This window comes from Natrinema salaciae, assembly GCF_900110865.1.
GTDB lineage: Archaea > Halobacteriota > Halobacteria > Halobacteriales > Natrialbaceae > Natrinema > Natrinema salaciae.
In genome coordinates this window covers 650,572-666,475 of sequence record NZ_FOFD01000004.1, presented here as the reverse complement: position 1 = coordinate 666,475, position 15,904 = coordinate 650,572, and the positions used below count along the sequence as shown (strand labels likewise).

General features: G+C 68.0%; 17 protein-coding genes. 6 read left to right on the top strand and 11 right to left on the bottom strand.

Annotation, left to right across the window (positions count from 1 at the left end; genetic code table 11):
* Positions 1–57: 57 nt before the first annotated feature.
* Together BMX07_RS16775 and BMX07_RS16770 are read right to left on the bottom strand one after the other, a co-directional pair.
* On the bottom strand, positions 58–252 hold the full coding sequence (locus tag BMX07_RS16775) for a cold-shock protein (protein WP_008010533.1): 195 nt from the start codon (positions 250–252) through the stop codon (positions 58–60).
* Between the two features lie 96 nt (positions 253–348).
* Complete coding sequence (locus tag BMX07_RS16770; protein WP_090619823.1) at positions 349–654, bottom strand: DUF7573 domain-containing protein; 306 nt, start codon at positions 652–654, stop codon at positions 349–351.
* A gap of 86 nt (positions 655–740) precedes the next feature.
* Here BMX07_RS16770 and BMX07_RS16765 point away from each other — a divergent pair, with 86 nt between their 5' ends.
* Positions 741–935, top strand: a complete 195-nt coding sequence (locus BMX07_RS16765) for a DUF8024 family protein (RefSeq protein ID WP_090619821.1) — start codon at positions 741–743, stop codon at positions 933–935.
* A gap of 24 nt (positions 936–959) precedes the next feature.
* Here the strand turns inward: BMX07_RS16765 and BMX07_RS16760 are convergent, their stop codons facing one another.
* Positions 960–1,979 (bottom strand): 5,10-methylenetetrahydromethanopterin reductase, encoded by a 1,020-nt coding sequence (locus tag BMX07_RS16760; protein ID WP_090619817.1) that lies wholly within the window; start codon positions 1,977–1,979, stop codon positions 960–962.
* Positions 1,976–2,746: a coenzyme F420-0:L-glutamate ligase gene (locus BMX07_RS16755; protein WP_090619814.1), complete on the bottom strand. Its 771-nt coding sequence runs from the start codon at positions 2,744–2,746 to the stop codon at positions 1,976–1,978. Before BMX07_RS16755 ends, BMX07_RS16760 begins: the two co-directional genes overlap by 4 nt.
* Before the next feature lie 151 nt (positions 2,747–2,897).
* Between BMX07_RS16755 and BMX07_RS16750 the strand changes: the two genes are divergently transcribed.
* Both BMX07_RS16750 and BMX07_RS16745 read left to right on the top strand, forming a co-directional pair.
* A complete protein-coding gene (locus BMX07_RS16750; protein ID WP_090619811.1) occupies positions 2,898–3,269 on the top strand; it encodes a helix-turn-helix domain-containing protein in 372 nt (123 codons plus the stop codon).
* Positions 3,266–3,598, top strand: a complete 333-nt coding sequence (locus BMX07_RS16745) for a growth inhibitor (protein WP_090619808.1) — start codon at positions 3,266–3,268, stop codon at positions 3,596–3,598. Before BMX07_RS16750 ends, BMX07_RS16745 begins: the two co-directional genes overlap by 4 nt.
* Before the next feature lie 27 nt (positions 3,599–3,625).
* On the opposite strand, the gene BMX07_RS16740 is transcribed toward BMX07_RS16745, so the two are convergent.
* The 4 genes from BMX07_RS16740 to BMX07_RS16725 form a co-directional block, all read right to left on the bottom strand.
* Positions 3,626–5,281: a hydantoinase B/oxoprolinase family protein gene (locus BMX07_RS16740; RefSeq protein ID WP_090619806.1), complete on the bottom strand. Its 1,656-nt coding sequence runs from the start codon at positions 5,279–5,281 to the stop codon at positions 3,626–3,628.
* Positions 5,278–7,314, bottom strand: coding sequence for a hydantoinase/oxoprolinase family protein (locus BMX07_RS16735; protein ID WP_245742141.1), 2,037 nt, complete (start codon positions 7,312–7,314; stop codon positions 5,278–5,280). The genes BMX07_RS16740 and BMX07_RS16735 overlap by 4 nt, the downstream gene beginning before the upstream one ends.
* Positions 7,315–7,368: 54 nt before the next feature.
* Positions 7,369–8,574, bottom strand: a complete 1,206-nt coding sequence (locus BMX07_RS16730; RefSeq protein ID WP_090619800.1) for an Nramp family divalent metal transporter — start codon at positions 8,572–8,574, stop codon at positions 7,369–7,371.
* A 172-nt stretch (positions 8,575–8,746) separates the two neighbouring features.
* Positions 8,747–9,292, bottom strand: coding sequence for a ribbon-helix-helix protein, CopG family (locus BMX07_RS16725; protein ID WP_090619797.1), 546 nt, complete (start codon positions 9,290–9,292; stop codon positions 8,747–8,749).
* A 146-nt stretch (positions 9,293–9,438) separates the two neighbouring features.
* Between BMX07_RS16725 and BMX07_RS16720 the strand changes: the two genes are divergently transcribed.
* Entirely contained in the window at positions 9,439–10,785 is a 1,347-nt protein-coding gene (locus tag BMX07_RS16720; protein ID WP_090619793.1) for an eIF2B alpha/beta/delta subunit family protein, read from the top strand.
* Here BMX07_RS16720 and BMX07_RS16715 read toward each other — a convergent pair whose 3' ends face one another.
* Positions 10,786–11,565 (bottom strand): S24/S26 family peptidase, encoded by a 780-nt coding sequence (locus BMX07_RS16715; RefSeq protein WP_090619791.1) that lies wholly within the window; start codon positions 11,563–11,565, stop codon positions 10,786–10,788.
* A 344-nt stretch (positions 11,566–11,909) separates the two neighbouring features.
* On the opposite strand from BMX07_RS16715, the gene ddh reads away from it, so the two are divergent.
* A complete protein-coding gene (ddh, locus tag BMX07_RS16710) occupies positions 11,910–12,839 on the top strand; it encodes a D-2-hydroxyacid dehydrogenase (protein ID WP_090619788.1) in 930 nt (309 codons plus the stop codon).
* 390 nt (positions 12,840–13,229) lie between these two features.
* Here ddh and engB read toward each other — a convergent pair whose 3' ends face one another.
* Positions 13,230–13,847 carry a GTP-binding protein EngB gene (gene engB / locus BMX07_RS16705; RefSeq protein WP_090619785.1) on the bottom strand — a complete coding sequence of 206 codons (618 nt, stop codon included), beginning with the start codon at positions 13,845–13,847 and terminating at the stop codon, positions 13,230–13,232.
* A gap of 106 nt (positions 13,848–13,953) precedes the next feature.
* Positions 13,954–14,427, bottom strand: a complete 474-nt coding sequence (locus tag BMX07_RS16700) for a DUF7994 family protein (protein ID WP_090619783.1) — start codon at positions 14,425–14,427, stop codon at positions 13,954–13,956.
* Between the two features lie 128 nt (positions 14,428–14,555).
* On the opposite strand from BMX07_RS16700, the gene BMX07_RS16695 reads away from it, so the two are divergent.
* On the top strand, positions 14,556–15,848 hold the full coding sequence (locus tag BMX07_RS16695; protein ID WP_090620002.1) for a TIGR00341 family protein: 1,293 nt from the start codon (positions 14,556–14,558) through the stop codon (positions 15,846–15,848).
* Positions 15,849–15,904: the final 56 nt, after the last annotated feature.

Below are 15,904 nucleotides of genomic sequence, written 5' to 3'. Positions count from 1 at the left end.
ACGGTGCCGCCGCTACCGGCGTCGCAGTCGGAAAACGATACCCCTTACCGGAACAGCCTAGAGCCGCTCGACGTTGGTCGCGCGTGGCCCTTTCTCGGCCTCCTCGATGTCGAACTCGAGTTCCTGCCCCTCCTCGAGGTCAGGACCGCCGATGTCCTCCATGTGGAAGAACACGTCCTCGTCCGCGTCGTCAGTCTCGATGAAGCCGTAACCGCCAGTGTCGTTGAAGAATGCGACCGTACCTTTCGCCATTGCAGGTGAACAAAGCCGCGACGAAAATATAAAGCTTCGGGAGCACACTCGCAGGGTCCCCTCGAGAAGTCCGCTGTTACCGCCATCAGTTGCCGATTACCACTCTTTACAGTCGGGACAGACCAGACTGCCGTCGGCCCGCCAGACGCGGTCGACCGCGCGATCGCACCGACTGCAGGCGTACTCGCCCCACGCGTACGTGGAGACTCCCGAATCGCCGGGCGTCCCGCGGGGCTCGTCGGCTGTCGCGGGATCGTCGGTCGCGTCGTCCGCGGATGCCGGGCCGCGGCCGTCCGGGGAGTCGGTTCCGTCGCCGCCGTCGACACTCGAGTCGTCGACGGCCGAATCGCCGGCGGCGGAGTCGTCGGAAGCGAAGTCCGAGAGCGTCGCGTCGTCGGTCACGGGCGGCGGTAGGACCGCCGGCGGCTTAATCGCTCCGCTGACGGTGGACCGGCACGGCCAAGTAGCACCGCTAACAACCCCCAAATATGGAAGCCATCGTACCGCTGAACGTCATCGTGGACAATCTTACCGAAATGACCAGCCTCTTCGGGGATGTCGCCGCGGGTGCGGGACTCGCTCCGCTGCTCGTCCTGATGGGGACGATCCTCGTCGTGTTCTCGTTGGGCGTCTTCGGCCTGCTCACCCTCGGTGCCGTCGGCGACCTCTTCACCGCGAACTGACGCCCGGTCTTGCGGTTTCTCCGGTCACACCCCGCTCGCCCGAACGAGCGCTTCGCTCGCTCGCTCCACCGCGTCCTCGAGGTCCGGGCCGAGCGGCGAGCCGACGACGATCCCGTCGACGTGCTCGAGGGCCGCGGCGAACCGATCCGCGACGGTCGCCGTCGTCCCCGCGATACAGAACGCGTCGATCATCGCGGGCGTCACGCGGCCGAAGGCCTCGGTGAGGTCGCCCCGCTCGAGCGCGTCGCTGACCGCGCTCGCCGCCTCGCGATCGATCTCGTGTCGCTCGAGGACCGGCTCCGCGGCCCCGCCGACGATGAACGCGACGGGCGGTCGGGCCGCCTCGCGCGCCGCGGTCTCGTCGCCGGCGACGCTGACGCTCGCGAAGGCGAGCGACTCGAACGCGCCGCGCTCGTCCGGTCGCTCGGCGACGCCCTGCTCGAGCTGGTCGGCCGCCCACTCGAGGTCCCGCGGATGAGCGGCGTTGACGAGTACGCCGTCGGCGTGTTTCGCGCTCATCCGGAGCATGTGCGGTCCTTGCGCACCGACGTAGACCGGAATCCGGTCGGACGGCGGCTCGAGGTTGAGCGCCGCGTCCCGCGCGGTGAAGGTGCCCTCGTGCGTGATCGTCTCGCCGTCCCAGAGCGCACGGGCGAGGTCGAACGTCTCGAGGACGCGTCGCAGCGGTCTGTCGCGATCGATTCCGAGGTTCGACAGGGAGGAGCGGTCGCCGGCACCGACGCCGAAGACTCCCCGTCCACCGCTGATCTCGTCAATCGTCGCCGTCTGGGCGGCGAGTTTCACGGGGTGGGTTTCGTAGGGGTTGACGACGCCCGGTCCCAGCCGAATGGCGTCGGTCGCGTCGGCCATCCGCGAGCAGACGACGAACGGGTCGCGGTTGAAGTAGTGGCTGCTCGCGAACGCGACGTCGAACCCCTCGTCCTCGGCGAGCGCGGCCAGATCGGCGACCCGGTCCGGCGGATGCTCGGGGGTGAGTTCGATGCCCCAGGTCGGTTCGCCGCTCGAGGGTGTCTGATCGGTCATCCGTCGACCCTCCACTCCCGCAGCGCCTGCCGGACGAGGTCGTCCTCCACGGATCGAAAGAGTTCGTCGCTGCCCTCGAGGTCGCCGAACTCCCACTCTCGGACGACCACGGCGGGCGTCCCGGCGGCGGCTTCGCCGGTGACGAGGTTCGCGGCGGCGGCCAGTTCGTCGACGACCGACTGGACGGTGACGCCGAGTTCGTGGCCGTCCCGGTCGAGTTCGCCCCGCCAGTCGCGGCTCGCGGGCATCCCGGCCCAGCCGAGCGCGACGCCGCGCTGCCCGTGGCGGAACGGGCGGCCGCAGGTGTCGGTGACGATCACCGCGACGTCCTCGATCCCCTGTTGCTCGAGCCCCGTGCGAATCCGCTCGGCGCTTTCGGCCGGTCGTTTCGGCAGGAGCAGCAGGTCGTGGTCGGGCACGTTCGAGCGGTCGATCCCCGCGTTGACGCAGATGTGACCGAACCTCGTCTCGGTCAGCAGGAACGGGGCGTCGATCAGCAGTTCCGTGCTCTCCTCGAGCACGGCCTGTGCGAACCGCGGGTCTTTCTCCTCGCCGGCCAGGTCCGCGATGCGGTCGGCGATCTCCTGTGCGCGGCCGCTGACCGGGTAGTCCTCGAGGTCGGCCGTGCGACCCTCGGCCTTCGAGACGATGGTGCTCGCGACCGTGAGCACGTCGCCCGGCTCGAGGGCGGCCCGATCCGCGACGAGCGCGGCGATGTCGTCGCCGGGGCGGATCTCGGGCAGATCCGCCACGCCGTTGAGTTCCATACCGGAGGGTGGGGCACCGGCGCCAAAAGCGCTCCGTCACCGGAGAATGGAGTCACCGTCGGCCGACTCGAACAGGGACTGTCAGTCCGCTCTGTGAAACACGGTCCAAACGAGGAAAATAGCCATACGTCCCAAACACGAAAACGAGCGTATGCCGATCGATATCGACACCTTCGAACGGGAGACGGAGTTCGAAGAGGAACGAACCCAAGCGGAGCGAGTGTTCTCTTTTCTCGTTTCGAACGACGATAAGGCGTTCAGACGGGGGGAGATCGCCGATTCGACAGGGATCGAACCGAACGCCGTCAGTGCGGTACTGAGCCGATTGAAGGAGCGAAATTTGGTGCGACACAAGCCGCCGTACTGGGCGGCCGGTGATCCGGACCGAATCCGGTCCGCCACCGACTTGAGCCGCAGCCTCGACTCGCTCAACGAGCAACTCGGTACGGAAGAGATGGACGCGTGGCGCGAGGCGGGTGCTGACGAGCAACATCCGGGTGAGCGGGGGACTGACGGCAAATGAAATACGAGCGCGGAGACGTCGTCGAGGCCGGAGATCCGTTCGACGAATCGAAACCGAGTCGTCCGTTCGCGATCGTCAACACGGCCGCTCACCCGTTCGACGGGGAACAGTACGTCGCAGTCACGTTGACGACGCGAACGTGGTACGACGAGACGATCCCGATCACTGACGACGACTTCCTCGATGGCGGATTGCCGAAGGAGAGCTATCTCGTCCCTTGGGGAGTCGTCTCACTGTCTCACGACGATATTCTCGACTGGTTCGGGCGAGTTGAATCCGAGCCGTTAAACGACGCAGTCGACCGACTCGTCGGCTATCTGCGGGACTGACCGTCTCTCGAGGACGCCCGATCGCTCCTAGTCGTCCCTGACGGCCGTCGCGGCACGCTCGTCTTCGTTTTCCGCCTCGTTCCCCTCATCAGGATCACCGTGCCCGCCACCGCCGGGCGTCTTGACGGTGACCGTCGTTCCGGCATCTACGTCGACCGTCGTCTTCGCCGGAACGGCCTCGCCGTCGATCAGGTTTTCGCCGGTCGCGCCGTCCCCGCCGCCGGCGACGCCCTTCGGCGCGTGGCGGCGGCGCTCGGTTAGCAACGACACCGTCGCGTCCGTTTCGACGGTGACCGAGCGCTCGAGCCCCAGTCCGCCGCGAAACCGCCCGCGTCCGCCGCTGTCGTCGCGGAGTGCGTAGCGCTCGACCCGGAGCGGGTACTCGGTCTCGAGCGATTCGACGGGCGTGTTGAGCGTGTTGGTCATGCCGACCTGCACGCCGTCCATGCCGTCGCGGTCGGCGCGCGCGCCGAAGCCGCCGCCGATGGTCTCGTAGTAGGTAAAGGAGCCGTCCCGCGCGCCGACGGTGAGGTTGTTCATCGTTCCCTGCCCCTGGGCCGGCACGCGGTCGGGGGCGGCGTCGGCCAGCGCGGTGAAGACCACGTCCGTGACCCGCTGGCTGGTCTCGACGTTCCCGCCGACCACGGCGGCCGGCGGCTCCGGGTTCAGGAGCGTGCCCTCGGGCGCGCTGACGCTCACCGGTTCGTAGCAGCCGTGGTTCGGCGGGATCTCGGGGTCGGTGATACAGCGGACGACGAAGTAGACGGCGCTGGTCGCGACCGCGAGCGGGGCGTTGCAGTTCCCCGCGAGTTGGCCGTCGGTCCCCGAGAAGTCGACGTCGATCGTCTCGCCGTCGACTGTGACGGTCACGGCGATCTCGATGTCGTCGTCGGTCACGCCGTCGCCCTCGAGGACGTCGGTCGCCTCGTAGGTACCGTCGGGAAGCGCCGCGATCGCCGCCGTGATCCGCTCGCGGGAGTAGTCGATCACAGCGTCGAATCCCTCGAGCACGGTCTCGCGGCCGTGCTCGTCGAACAGCGACGCGAGTCGGTCCTCGGCCCGTTCGTTCGCCGCCTGCTGTGCCCGGAGGTCCGCCCGGCGCTCGCGCGGGTTGCGGACGTTGGCGAGCACGAGCGAGCGAACGTCGGTCCGGGGCTCGCCGCCATCGACGAGCCGAATCGGAGGGAGCCGGAGCCCCTCTTGATAGATCTCCTGTGCGCCGGCCGGCATACTGCCGGGGGTCATCCCGCCGACGTCCGCGTGGTGGGCTCGAGACACCGCGTAGCCGACGATGGCTCCGTCGGCATCGCTCCCGTCGCCATCGTCGTGCCCGGGCGCGATGGGCGAGACCATCGTCACGTCGGGCAGGTGCGTCCCGCCGGTGAACGGATCGTTGAGAACGAACACGTCGCCCGGCTTCGGGTCGTACTCGCGCACGGCGTCGACCGCGGCGGGCATCGCGCCGAGGTGGACCGGGATGTGTTCGGCCTGTGCGATCATCCGGCCCTCGGCGTCGAACAGCGCCGTCGAGCAGTCGCGCCGTTCCTTGATGTTCGGCGAGTAGGCCCCGCGGATCAGGGTCTGCCCCATCTCCTCGGCGACGCTCTCGAGTTGATTGCGAAGGACCTCGAGTGTCACCGGATCGATGCCGTCGTCCGCGTCGGTCGTCGCCTCTCGTGTCATCGTGAATCACCGTCCGTTCGCGTCATGTCGAGCGTTCCGTCGGCGAGGATCGTTCCCATCCAGGTCGGCGGCACGACGGTCGTGCTCTCGGCCTGCTCAAGGACCGCCGGCCCGGTGACGGTCGCGCCCGCCGCGAGGCGGTCCCGGTCGTAGACGGCCGTCTCTCGCGCGCCGGCGCCGGGGAAGTGGGCCTCGCGGGTACCGATACGAGCGTCGCCCTCGCCGTCGTGACGGATCGTCGGCTCCGATCCCGGAACCGTCGCCGTCGCCCGAACGTTGACGACCTCGATCGCTTCGTCCATCGCGTAGCCGTACGTCCGCTCGTGGACGTCGCGGAAGCGATCGGCGACCGCCGCCGCGTCGAACGCCTCGTCGACGGGGACGGTCAACTCGAAGCTCTGGCCCGCGTACCGACAGTCGGCCGCGCGCTCGACGCTCGCCGCGTCCCGATCGGAGGCGTCCGCGAGCACGTCGGCGACGAGGTCGTCGTAGACCGCCTCGATGGTCTCGGTATCGGCGTTCTCGAGGTCGACCCCGACGGTGCGGACGGCGTCGTAGCTCTCGTCGGCTGCCAGCAGGCCGAACGCGGAGAGGACGCCGCCCGGTCGCGGGACGACGACGCGATCGACCGACAGCGAGTCGGCCAGCGCCGCGGCGTGCATCGGTCCCGCGCCGCCGAAGGCTACGAGCGCGAACTCGCGGGGATCGTGCCCCCGCTCGACGGTGACGGAACGGATCGTCCGCGTCATCGTCGCGTTCGCCACGCGGTAGACCCCGCGGGCCGCCTCGAGCGCGCCGTCGACGCCCGCGTCGTCCGCCAGCCGCTCGAGCGCGTCGCGAGCGGCCTCGACGTCGAGCGTCATCTCGCCGCCGAGTGCGGTCTCGGGGCCGATGTAGCCCAGCATGACGTTGGCGTCGGTGACGGTCGGTGCCGTGCCGCCGCGACCGTAGCAGGCGGGGCCGGGTCGGGCACCCGACGACTCCGGGCCGACTCGGAGCGCACCGCCGGCGTCGACCCAGGCGATCGAGCCGCCGCCTGCGCCGACCGTGTTTACGTCGACCATCGGCGTCCGGATCGGGAGGCCGTCGATCTCCGCATCGGTCGTCCGCTCCGCCTGCCCGTCCCGGACGAGGCTCACGTCGCTCGAGGTCCCGCCCATGTCGAACGTCACGAGCCCGTCGGTGTCGGCATCGTCGACGGTCGCCGCCGCGCCGACGACGCCGGCGGCGGGCCCCGACAGCGTCGTCGTCACGGCGCGTTCGCGAACGGTCTCGGGGTCCGCGATGCCGCCGTTGGCCTGCATGATTCGCGGTGCCGGCATCCCCGCACTCTCGGCCTCGTCGACCAGCCGGCCGACGTAGCGGTCGATCGCCGGCCGGACGTAGGCGTCGACCGCCGTCGTCGACGTGCGTTCGAACTCCCGGAACTCCGCGAGCACCTCGTGGGACGCGGAAACCGGCAGTTCGAGTTCCTCGCGCAGCGTCTCGGCGACGACCCGCTCGTTCGCGGGGTCCGCGTAGGCGTGCAGCAGGGAGACTGCAACCGCCTCGACGTCGCGCTCGCGCAGCGTCGCCGCGAGTTCGCGGACCTCGGCCGTGTCGACCGGCCGTTCGACGCCGTCGGCGGTCGTCCGCTCGTCGACCTCGAACCGCAGGTCGCGCGGTACCAGCGACGCCGGTTTCTCGGCCTCGAGGTCGTAGAGGGCCGGCCGGTCCTGCCGGCCGATCTCGAGGACGTCCCGGAACCCGTCGGTGGTGACGAGCGCGGTTTCCGCGCCGCCGCGCTCGAGCAGGGCGTTGACCGAGACGGTCATCGCGTGGGCGAAGCCGTCGATCGCCGCGGGGTCGATGTCGGCGCGGTCGCAGGCCTTGTCGATTCCCTCGAGGACCCCGACGTGTTGCGGATCGGTCGTCGGGACCTTCGCGGTGATCAGCCGGTCGTCGACGGTGAGCGCCACGTCGGTGAAGGTGCCGCCGACGTCGACGCCGATTCGCGTCCCGTCCCCGTCTTCCGGCGAGCCGTGACTGGGCATCGATACGTCCGAATTCGTTCCGTGCGTGTTTAAATCGGTCATGCAGTTCGTCAGTCAGAGCAGCAGGACGTCGTAGAGCGTTCGAAGGCCGATACCCACCACGACGAGCGTGACGATCCCGCCGAGGGCGTTCTGGAGGGTGCTGTTCGTGTACTCGCCCAACAGCTGGTCGTTGTTCATCGCGTAGATGAGGAACACGGCCAGGATCGGCAACAGCAGTCCGTTCGCCACCTGCGCGAAGACGATCACCTGCACGGGGTTGTAATCCAGTGCCGAGAAGACGATGCCGACGCCGATGATCGTCATCCAGATCGCCCGAAACCGGGTCGAGGTCAGGTCTCGTTCCCAGCCCAGCGCGCCGGCGGTGGCGTAGGCCCCGGCCAGCGGCGCGCTCATCGCGCTCGTGAAGCCGGCCGCGAAGAGGCCGATCGCGAACAACGTGAGCGCGTAGCCGCCGAAGACGGGCTCGAGCTGGTCGGCCATCTCGCCGACGTTAGCGATCGAGGTGCCCTCGGGGAACACCGCGGCGGCCGTGACGACGATCGCGGTCGTGATGATCCCGCCGACGACGATCATCCCGATCGTATCCGTGCGACACTCCGCGAGATCGTCGGCACCGTCCCACCGCTCCTGGACGGTGCTCGCGTGCAGGAACAGGTTGTAGCCGACGACGGTGGTCCCGACGAGGCCGGCGATGAGGTACGCCGATCCCTCGGGGACGGTCGGAACGAGTCCGCCTGCCAGCGAGCCGAGATCCGGCCGGACCATGATCGCGTTGAGCACGAACGCCAGTCCCATGACCGTGACGAGGCCGATGAAGACTCGTTCGATCAGTTTGTAGCTTCCCGTCCACAGCAGTCCCGCGGCGACCAGCCCGATGACTGGGCCCCAGACGTTCTCGCTGACGCCGGTGATCGTCGAGAGGCCGGCGGCACCGCCGACGATGTTGCCGGTCTGGAACGCCGCCGTCCCGATCCCGATCGCGCTCACGACGAGCCCGACGGTGATCGCCCGCGGAACCGGATTCTCGAATTCGTTTCGAAACGCCTCTCCCAGCCCCTCCTGCGTGATCAGTCCCAGTCGCGCGCTCATCTCCTGGAGCACGATCGTCGCCAGAATCGAGAACGCGATCGTCCACACGAGCAGATAGGCGTACTCCGCCCCGATCACGCTCGCCGTCGTCACCGTTCCCGGTCCGACGAACGCCGCCGCGACGAGTGCGCCCGGTCCGATCGCCTTCAGTCGGTCAATGACTCCCATGATGTGTATTCACATGAACCACTCGCCAAGGTCGTCAAAAGGCTTGTTAAGAGCCGAACATACGGATTCGCAGTCGAATCGGGATGCTGTGATCGGTGTATGAAGTCGTATGAACTCGTGCAATCGTCGCGCCGCGATCCCGACCCCGACGCGGCTCCGCCCCGGGAGCCCGTCAGTCGGTCGCCCGCTCGGTCACGATCACTTTCGCGACGCCGCCCTCGAGTTCGATCTCGGTCGGCAACTCGACGGTACTGCGCTCGATGAACCGGGTCATGAACCAGCGGACGGCCTCGGAGGGAAAGACGAGGTGATAGACCCCCTCGCCCTCCTCGCGGACGTCGAGGAATCCGCAGAAGGAGAGCCACTCGAGGAGATCGCCGACCGCGTCGAACCGGCTACCGTACTCGTGGGCGTGATAGGCCGAGACGCGGTCGGCCGCCTCGACGAACGACGGGTCGGGGTCGCCGCCGTCGTAGCAGTGCTCGAGGAAGGCGTGCAGGAAGTCGATATCGAGCAGGACGTGCTCCCCCGAGGAGAGCATTCGATAGTACCGCCCGAGGTTCTCGCTCGGCCGTTCGTCGGCCGCGTCGACGTTCGCGGCGTAGAAGGTCAGTGCGCGGCGGACGACCCCGCTTTGGCCGTCGCCCGTCTCGGCGACCAGCGTCTCGAGGGCCGCGGCCGAGTCGTCGTCTAACGATACCGTCACACGCTGTGTCATGGTGACAGGAGGGGGCCCGAGACGGGTATAGCTCACGCACTCGAGACGCCAGGAGCCGGTCACTGCTACCTGCCGAGGGTCGGCCGCGCAGCCGGTTCGCGTCCGGTCCCGAAAGCGATTCCCCGCGAGCGGTCGTGCCCTCGAGTATGAGTGATTCACCGTCGGACCGCGACGAGGCCGGCGACGAGGCTGGTGCAAGCCACGTCGTCACCGCCTTCCTGCGGAATCGTGGCGAGATTCTGTTGCTCCGCCGGAGCGATTCGGTCGGCACCTACACGGGCCAGTGGGGCGGCGTCTCCGGCTTCGCGGAGGGGACCCCTGACGATCAGGTTCGCGTCGAAATCCGCGAGGAGACGAGCCTCGAGGGAGACGCCGTCTCTCTCGTTCGTTCCGGACGGCCGGTCGAGTTCACGGACCCGGAACTCGACCGCGAGTGGGTCGTCCATCCGTTCCTGTTCGACTGCGAGACGCGCGAGGTCGAACTGAGCGAGGAACACGACGCCGCCGAGTGGGTCGCCCCCACCGAGCTGCTCGAGGCGGTCGGCGACGATCGGGAGACGGTCCCGGAACTGTGGACCGCCTACGAGCGCGTCGCGCCGACGGTCCGGTCGATCGCGGCCGACGACGAGCACGGCGCCGCGTCGCTGTCCGTGCGCGCGCTCGAGGTGCTGCGCGATCGGGCCGGATTGCTCGTCGCCGAACGAGACGCGTTCGGCGCCGATCCCGACGACGAGTGGGACGAACTCGCGGAACTCGCCGATCGGTTGCTCGAGGCGCGGCCGTCGATGGCCGTCCTCCGAAACCGGGTCAACCGAGTGATGGCCGACGCGATGGGGGATGGGACCGTCGCCGGCGCGCCGGCCGTCCTCGAATCGGCGCTCTCGAACGTCGATCGCGCTCTGGCGGCCGACGCGGACGCCGCGGGGAACGCCAGCGAGCGCCTCGCGGGCAGCGTCGCGACCCTCTCGCGGTCGGGGACCGTGCTCGATGCGCTCGAGGGCGGCAACCCTTCGCGCGTGTTCGTCGCGGAATCCCGACCGGCCCGCGAGGGGATCACCGTCGCGGAACGGCTGTCCGGGACGATCGACGGCAGCGTGTCGGTTCACACGGATGCGGCGATCGCGCACGTGCTCGCGAGCGACGACGTCGATCGCGTTCTGGTCGGCGCGGATACCGTCCTCCCCGACGGCTCGGTGGTGAACAAGACCGGGACGCGAACGCTCTCGGTCGCCGCCGCCCGCGAGGGGGTTCCGGTGTCCGTCGTCGCCGCGACGGACAAAGTCTCGACGCGAGCGGCGGTGAACCTCGAGTCCGGCGACCGAACCGCGGTGTACGACGGCGACGCGTCGGTCGACGTGCTGAACCCGACGTTCGACGTGACGCCGGCCGACTGCGTGACCGAGATCGTCACCGAGCGAGGGGCGCTCGAGCCGGCCGATATCGAGGCCGTGGCCGAGGAGTTGCGCGGGCTCGAGATGAAGGGGGAGCCGTGATTACGAACCGACCGCTCCGACACTGAGCAGCGACTCGACCAGCAGCCGAATGTTGCCGAGCCAGGGGATCCTGAACGTCGCTTTCCCCATTATCCACTCGGGTCGAACGACGGTCGTTTTCGGCTCACCGTCGAGCTGATCGTAACCCGAGTTGCCGTCACCTTTCGTGATGAACCCGTCGTGGGGTGCAGGACAGGACCGAATCTCCGCACAGGAGCGACCGCCCGTGTACTCCGGATCGGCACTGGTTTCGACCCAGTTCTCGCTTTCCTCGACCCAGAAGTGTACGCGATGGATGACTGGCGTCTCAGCCGGATTCCCGTTCGGCGCGTACACGATCACGTCGCCGCCCCTCCCGAACGTTTCGTGACCGTTTTCCCGACCGCGTTCGGCGGTTACGAGTCCCGTCTCCGCAACCGGGTCGTCGCCGACGAATCGGTCTTCCTGAACGAGGACTACCATGTCGCCTTTGTGTATATTTGGCTCCATGCTCCCGCTTTCGACGGCGACCAGCGGCGGCCAGACGCCGCTAATGCCGAAGAGAACGAGGCCGACGACCGCAACGACCGCCACGACGCTCGCGATATCCCGGACGTAGATGGCCGTCTCGTCGTCGCCGTTCAAAACGTGGTGAATAAGCCCGTCACTGTCGTCGCCACTGCCGTGGCCCTCATCGTCACTGCCGTCGCCCGCGTCGGCCCGAACGGCGGCCGCAGTCCGGCTGGAATCGTCCAGCGACTCCTCAGTCCGTCCGGAACCGTCAGCGGAGGCGTCCGTCATGGTTCGAGTAGGCCGCCACCCGGACGGGAATTACCACTAGCGTTCGTCGACATCAGTACGAATGTTCCTCTCGAATAGGGATAAAAATCTAACCATTATCGAGGCGTCCGATACGGACGATGGCGAGTCGGTCGGTTCGTGGGGTTTTTGCGTCCGACACGCCTACGACGACACGGTGGCGATGACGAGAGTTACCCCCGCTTAGCCCCTTGTGATGAAAGCGTTCACTGAGCCACCATCGTTCTGATCGCCGTAGCGACGGCTGCCACATCGCGACTGTGGCACGTCCCGAATCGATCTCCCCTGTGCAAACGTTCAACCACCGTACGTGCGTAGCGACGCCCATGAAGTTCGAACTCGAGCAACTCGGCGTTCACGAGTCAGTCGACGCGGTGTTCCCGCCGGCGGAGTTAGCGGCCTATCTCGCCGACCTGCCGATCGACGTCGCGGTGATCGACGACGACGACATTGCCGACTGCGACGCGGTCGTCACGATGGAGCACCGCGAGGCCTTCCTCGAGGTGGACTGGGTCCACTCGATTCAGGCGGGGGTCGACCGGTTCCCGTTCGACGCCTTCGAAGACCGCGGCGTGGTGCTCACGAACAGCACGGGGATCCACGACCGGACGGTCGGCGAGACGGTCGCGGGCTATCTCCTGCTGTTCGCTCGCCGATTGCACGATCACGTCGCGAACCAGCAGGAGCGCCGGTGGGACCGCCCCGCGTGGGACGAGGCCTTCACCCTCCCCGGATCGACGGCCTGCGTCGTCGGGACCGGGACGCTCGGCCGCGGCGTCGCGGAGACCCTCGGCGGGCTCGGGGTCCGCGTGACGGGCGTCCGGCGCTCCGGCGAGCCGGTCCCCGGATTCGACGAAATTCACGCGAACGACCGGCTGCTCGAGGCGATCGCCGACGCCGAGTTCGTCGTGGTCACGGTGCCGCTGACCGACGAGACCCGCCACCTCTTCGACGCCGAGGCGTTCGCGGCCATGCGCGAGGACGCGTACTTCGTGAACGTCGCCCGCGGCGCGGTCGTCGACGAACCGGCGCTGATCGACGCGCTCGAGGCCGACGCCCTCGCGGGGGCGGCCCTGGATGTCTTCGAGGAGGAGCCCCTGCCCGCGGACTCGCCGCTGTGGGGAATGGACGAGGTGATCGTCTCACCCCACTGTGCGGCCTACACGCGGGACTACTTCCGGGACACGGGCGATATCGTCCGCGAGAACGTCGACCGGCTCGCGGACGGCGAGCCGTTCCACAACCGCGTCGTTTGAGCACGATCACGACGCAAGATGGCCGAGAGCGCGGCTCGAGCAACTGCGAGAGTCGCGTGATCCGGGGAAGGGCAGGCGTTTACCCGAGACTCTCCGCGAGCGAGGCCGAAGGCCGAGCGAGCGGGCCGACGACCGACGTGGAGAGCGCGAAGCGCTCGGAACGGGGAGGCGTGTTCTCGTGACCGGAGTGAACGGGAGCTCGGAAGATGCGGAGCGTCTACCGGTACTTTTGATCGAAACAGAGCGGGATCGAAGAGCCCGCGAGGTCGTCGCCGCTTCGCGCCGACTGCAAGCGATGCCGACGGAATCGCCCAGTCCAACAGAGCGCCGCGCGCTCTTTCGAGGAGTTTGCCGAGGGCCGCTTTTGGCGGCCCGCAGCGCAACAGTTCGTTAGAAGAACTTGAACAGGTCGTCCCGATTCTGCTCGTGGAGGTGGCTCCGAACGGCCTCGTGCAGGGGCTCGAGTTGCCCCCGTTTGGCGCTGATGGGGGCGACGGTCTCCTGCCACTGTTTCCAGGGGGGATAGAGGCCAAGGCGGTCGCAGAGTTCGTTCAGGCGCTCGTCCTCGTCGTCGACCTTGTCCATCTTGTTGACGGCGACGACGGTGGGGATCCCCAGATCCCGCAGGAAGTGGAACATCTCGACGTCGTAGGGGATCTCGTCGGGACCCGAGTGGCGGTCGATGATGTCGACGACGCTCTTCCCGTCGACGACCAGAATCGCGACGAGGACGTTGTCGGCGTACTCCTCGAGGTAGCGGACGATCTCGGTCTTGATCTGCTCGCGGTGGTCCTCGTCGACGCCGCTCATGAAGCCGAAGCCGGGGAGGTCGGTGATGACGAAATCCTCCGGGGCCCAGTCGTAGTGGTTGGGCGACCGGGTGACGCCGGGTTTGCCGCCGGTGTCGAAGCTGTGGCCGGTCAGTTCGCGCATGAGGGTGGACTTGCCCACGTTCGAGCGGCCGACGAGGGCGACTTCGGCCCCACGGTCGGGGCGCGTATCGAACATACGCGACCATACGGCACTCCCGCTTTTATACGCGTTGTCCCTGCCGCCGGCCACGCTCCGGGCGTCACTCGAGTCGGGTCGTCGCGTTCGGCCGGAGAATCACGGCCTACACGTTCGTCGCGACGAACAGTCCGATCCCGCACGAAACTGCCACGAGGAGGGCGATACCCACGAGTCGCCGGTTCGACGGCGATGCCTCGAGGTCGACGTGGCGGCTGTCGCGGGCGGTCTGGACGCCGAACCAGGCCAGCGAGGTGCCGCCGGCGAGCATCGCAGCGGCGAAGAACCACGATCCCTCGTCGCCGGTGACGACTGCGGGTCGGACCGCCGAGAGCGTGACGACGACTGCGAGGGCCACCTCCCCGATGCCGACGAGGACGTTCCACGGGACGGTTCGGCCGCCGATCGCGACCGAGTCGACGAGCCCGCCGGCGAGCTGGAGGACCGCCGAAAGGACGAAGCCGACGAGCAACGCGCCGGCGAGCGGACCGGTGAGAGCCTGCCGACCGAAGGCCGCGAGATATACGCCCACGAGTCCCAGCATGACGACGCCTAACAGCGGGGCGATTCGTCGCTTCATACTGGTCGCTTTCTCCGCGAAACAAAAAAAGGTGGCGCGAGAGACGATCGCCCGACAGGGCCGAATTCGACCTGCGACGGAGGACCGAATGCCGCGGAATTATGACCCCGGGGAATCTCTGTCGACACGTGCGGCTCGTACAGTTGACGGTTCCGACGGGTAAGCGGGAGACGATCCTCGAGATTCTCGACGAGCGCCGGATCGACTACGTCGTGACCGACGAGACGAGCAGTCGGAAGTACACGGCTGTCGTCTACTTCCCGCTGCCGGACGCGGCCGTCGAACCGGTGCTCGACGAGATCCAGGACGCGGGGATCGACGAAGACGCCTACACGGTGGTCGTCGACGCCGAGACGGTCGTCTCCCGACAGTTTCAGGCGCTGCGCGACGAGTACGAAGACGGTGACGTGGGGTCGGACCGGATCTCGCGCCAGGAGCTGCAAGCGGAAGCGGACGACCTGACGCCGAGCTTCCCCGTCTACGTGATCATGACGGTCATCAGCGCCGTCGTCGCGACCGCGGGATTGCTGCTGGATTCGCCGGCTGTCGTCGTCGGCTCGATGGTCATCGCGCCGCTGATCGGGCCGGCGCTCGGGGCCAGCGTCGGCACGGTGATCGACGACGAGGAGCTGTTCGTCGAGAGCGTCACGTACCAGATCCTCGGCGTCGTGGTCGCGATCGGGGCGGCGGCGATCTTCGCGGTACTGGTCCGATCGCTGAACATCGTCCCGCCCGACCTCGTCCTCTCGAACGTCGGCGAGATCTCGGAGCGCCTCGCACCGGACTTGCTGTCGCTCGCGATCGCCCTCGGCGCGGGTATCGCGGGGGTCGTGAGCATCGCGACGGGAACGTCCGTCGCGCTCGTCGGCGTGATGATCGCGGCGGCGTTGATTCCCCCCGCCGGCGTCGCGGGAATTGCCCTCGCGTGGGGCCAACCGACGTCGGCGATCGGCGCGACGGTGCTGGTCCTCGTCAACCTCCTCTCGGTGAATCTCGCCGGCCTGTTGACGCTCTGGTACGCCGGCTATCGACCGGAGAACCTGTTCTCGCTGGGCGAGACCGAAGAGCGGGTTCGAAAGCGGATCGCCGGACTCGCGCTCATCGTCCTCGTCTTCGCGGTGTTTCTCGGCGGGATTACCTACGCCTCCTACGAGTCGGGGACCTTCGAACAGGACGCCCGCGACGAGGTGGAGTCGGTCCTCGCGCAGGACCAGTACGAGGACTATCAACTGCTCGAGTTCCGGGTCGTGATGGACGACGACTACCCCTTCCGGAACCCGGAACGGGTGATCGTCACGATCGGCGGCCCGCCGGGTGAGTCGGCTCCCGAGCTGGCCGATATCCTCAACGACCGGATAAGCCGCCACGCCGATCGGCCCGTCACCGTCGAGATCAGGTACATCGAAGTCGTCGAGCGCTGATCCGGTTCGGTGACCGGTAGCGCCACCACTGGCTCCCGTCGACCGGCAGCAGTATT

Coding starts and splice junctions, on each gene's coding strand:
- BMX07_RS16775 (WP_008010533.1), bottom strand. CDS start 252: ATGGCGAAAGGTACGGTCGCATTCTTCAACGACACTGGCGGTTACGGC.
- BMX07_RS16765 (WP_090619821.1), top strand. CDS start 741: ATGGAAGCCATCGTACCGCTGAACGTCATCGTGGACAATCTTACCGAA.
- BMX07_RS16760 (WP_090619817.1), bottom strand. CDS start 1,979: ATGACCGATCAGACACCCTCGAGCGGCGAACCGACCTGGGGCATCGAA.
- BMX07_RS16755 (WP_090619814.1), bottom strand. CDS start 2,746: ATGGAACTCAACGGCGTGGCGGATCTGCCCGAGATCCGCCCCGGCGAC.
- BMX07_RS16750 (WP_090619811.1), top strand. CDS start 2,898: ATGCCGATCGATATCGACACCTTCGAACGGGAGACGGAGTTCGAAGAG.
- BMX07_RS16745 (WP_090619808.1), top strand. CDS start 3,266: ATGAAATACGAGCGCGGAGACGTCGTCGAGGCCGGAGATCCGTTCGAC.
- BMX07_RS16740 (WP_090619806.1), bottom strand. CDS start 5,281: ATGACACGAGAGGCGACGACCGACGCGGACGACGGCATCGATCCGGTG.
- BMX07_RS16735 (WP_245742141.1), bottom strand. CDS start 7,314: ATGCCCAGTCACGGCTCGCCGGAAGACGGGGACGGGACGCGAATCGGC.
- BMX07_RS16730 (WP_090619800.1), bottom strand. CDS start 8,574: ATGGGAGTCATTGACCGACTGAAGGCGATCGGACCGGGCGCACTCGTC.
- BMX07_RS16725 (WP_090619797.1), bottom strand. CDS start 9,292: ATGACACAGCGTGTGACGGTATCGTTAGACGACGACTCGGCCGCGGCC.
- BMX07_RS16720 (WP_090619793.1), top strand. CDS start 9,439: ATGAGTGATTCACCGTCGGACCGCGACGAGGCCGGCGACGAGGCTGGT.
- BMX07_RS16715 (WP_090619791.1), bottom strand. CDS start 11,565: ATGACGGACGCCTCCGCTGACGGTTCCGGACGGACTGAGGAGTCGCTG.
- ddh (WP_090619788.1), top strand. CDS start 11,910: ATGAAGTTCGAACTCGAGCAACTCGGCGTTCACGAGTCAGTCGACGCG.
- engB (WP_090619785.1), bottom strand. CDS start 13,847: ATGTTCGATACGCGCCCCGACCGTGGGGCCGAAGTCGCCCTCGTCGGC.
- BMX07_RS16700 (WP_090619783.1), bottom strand. CDS start 14,427: ATGAAGCGACGAATCGCCCCGCTGTTAGGCGTCGTCATGCTGGGACTC.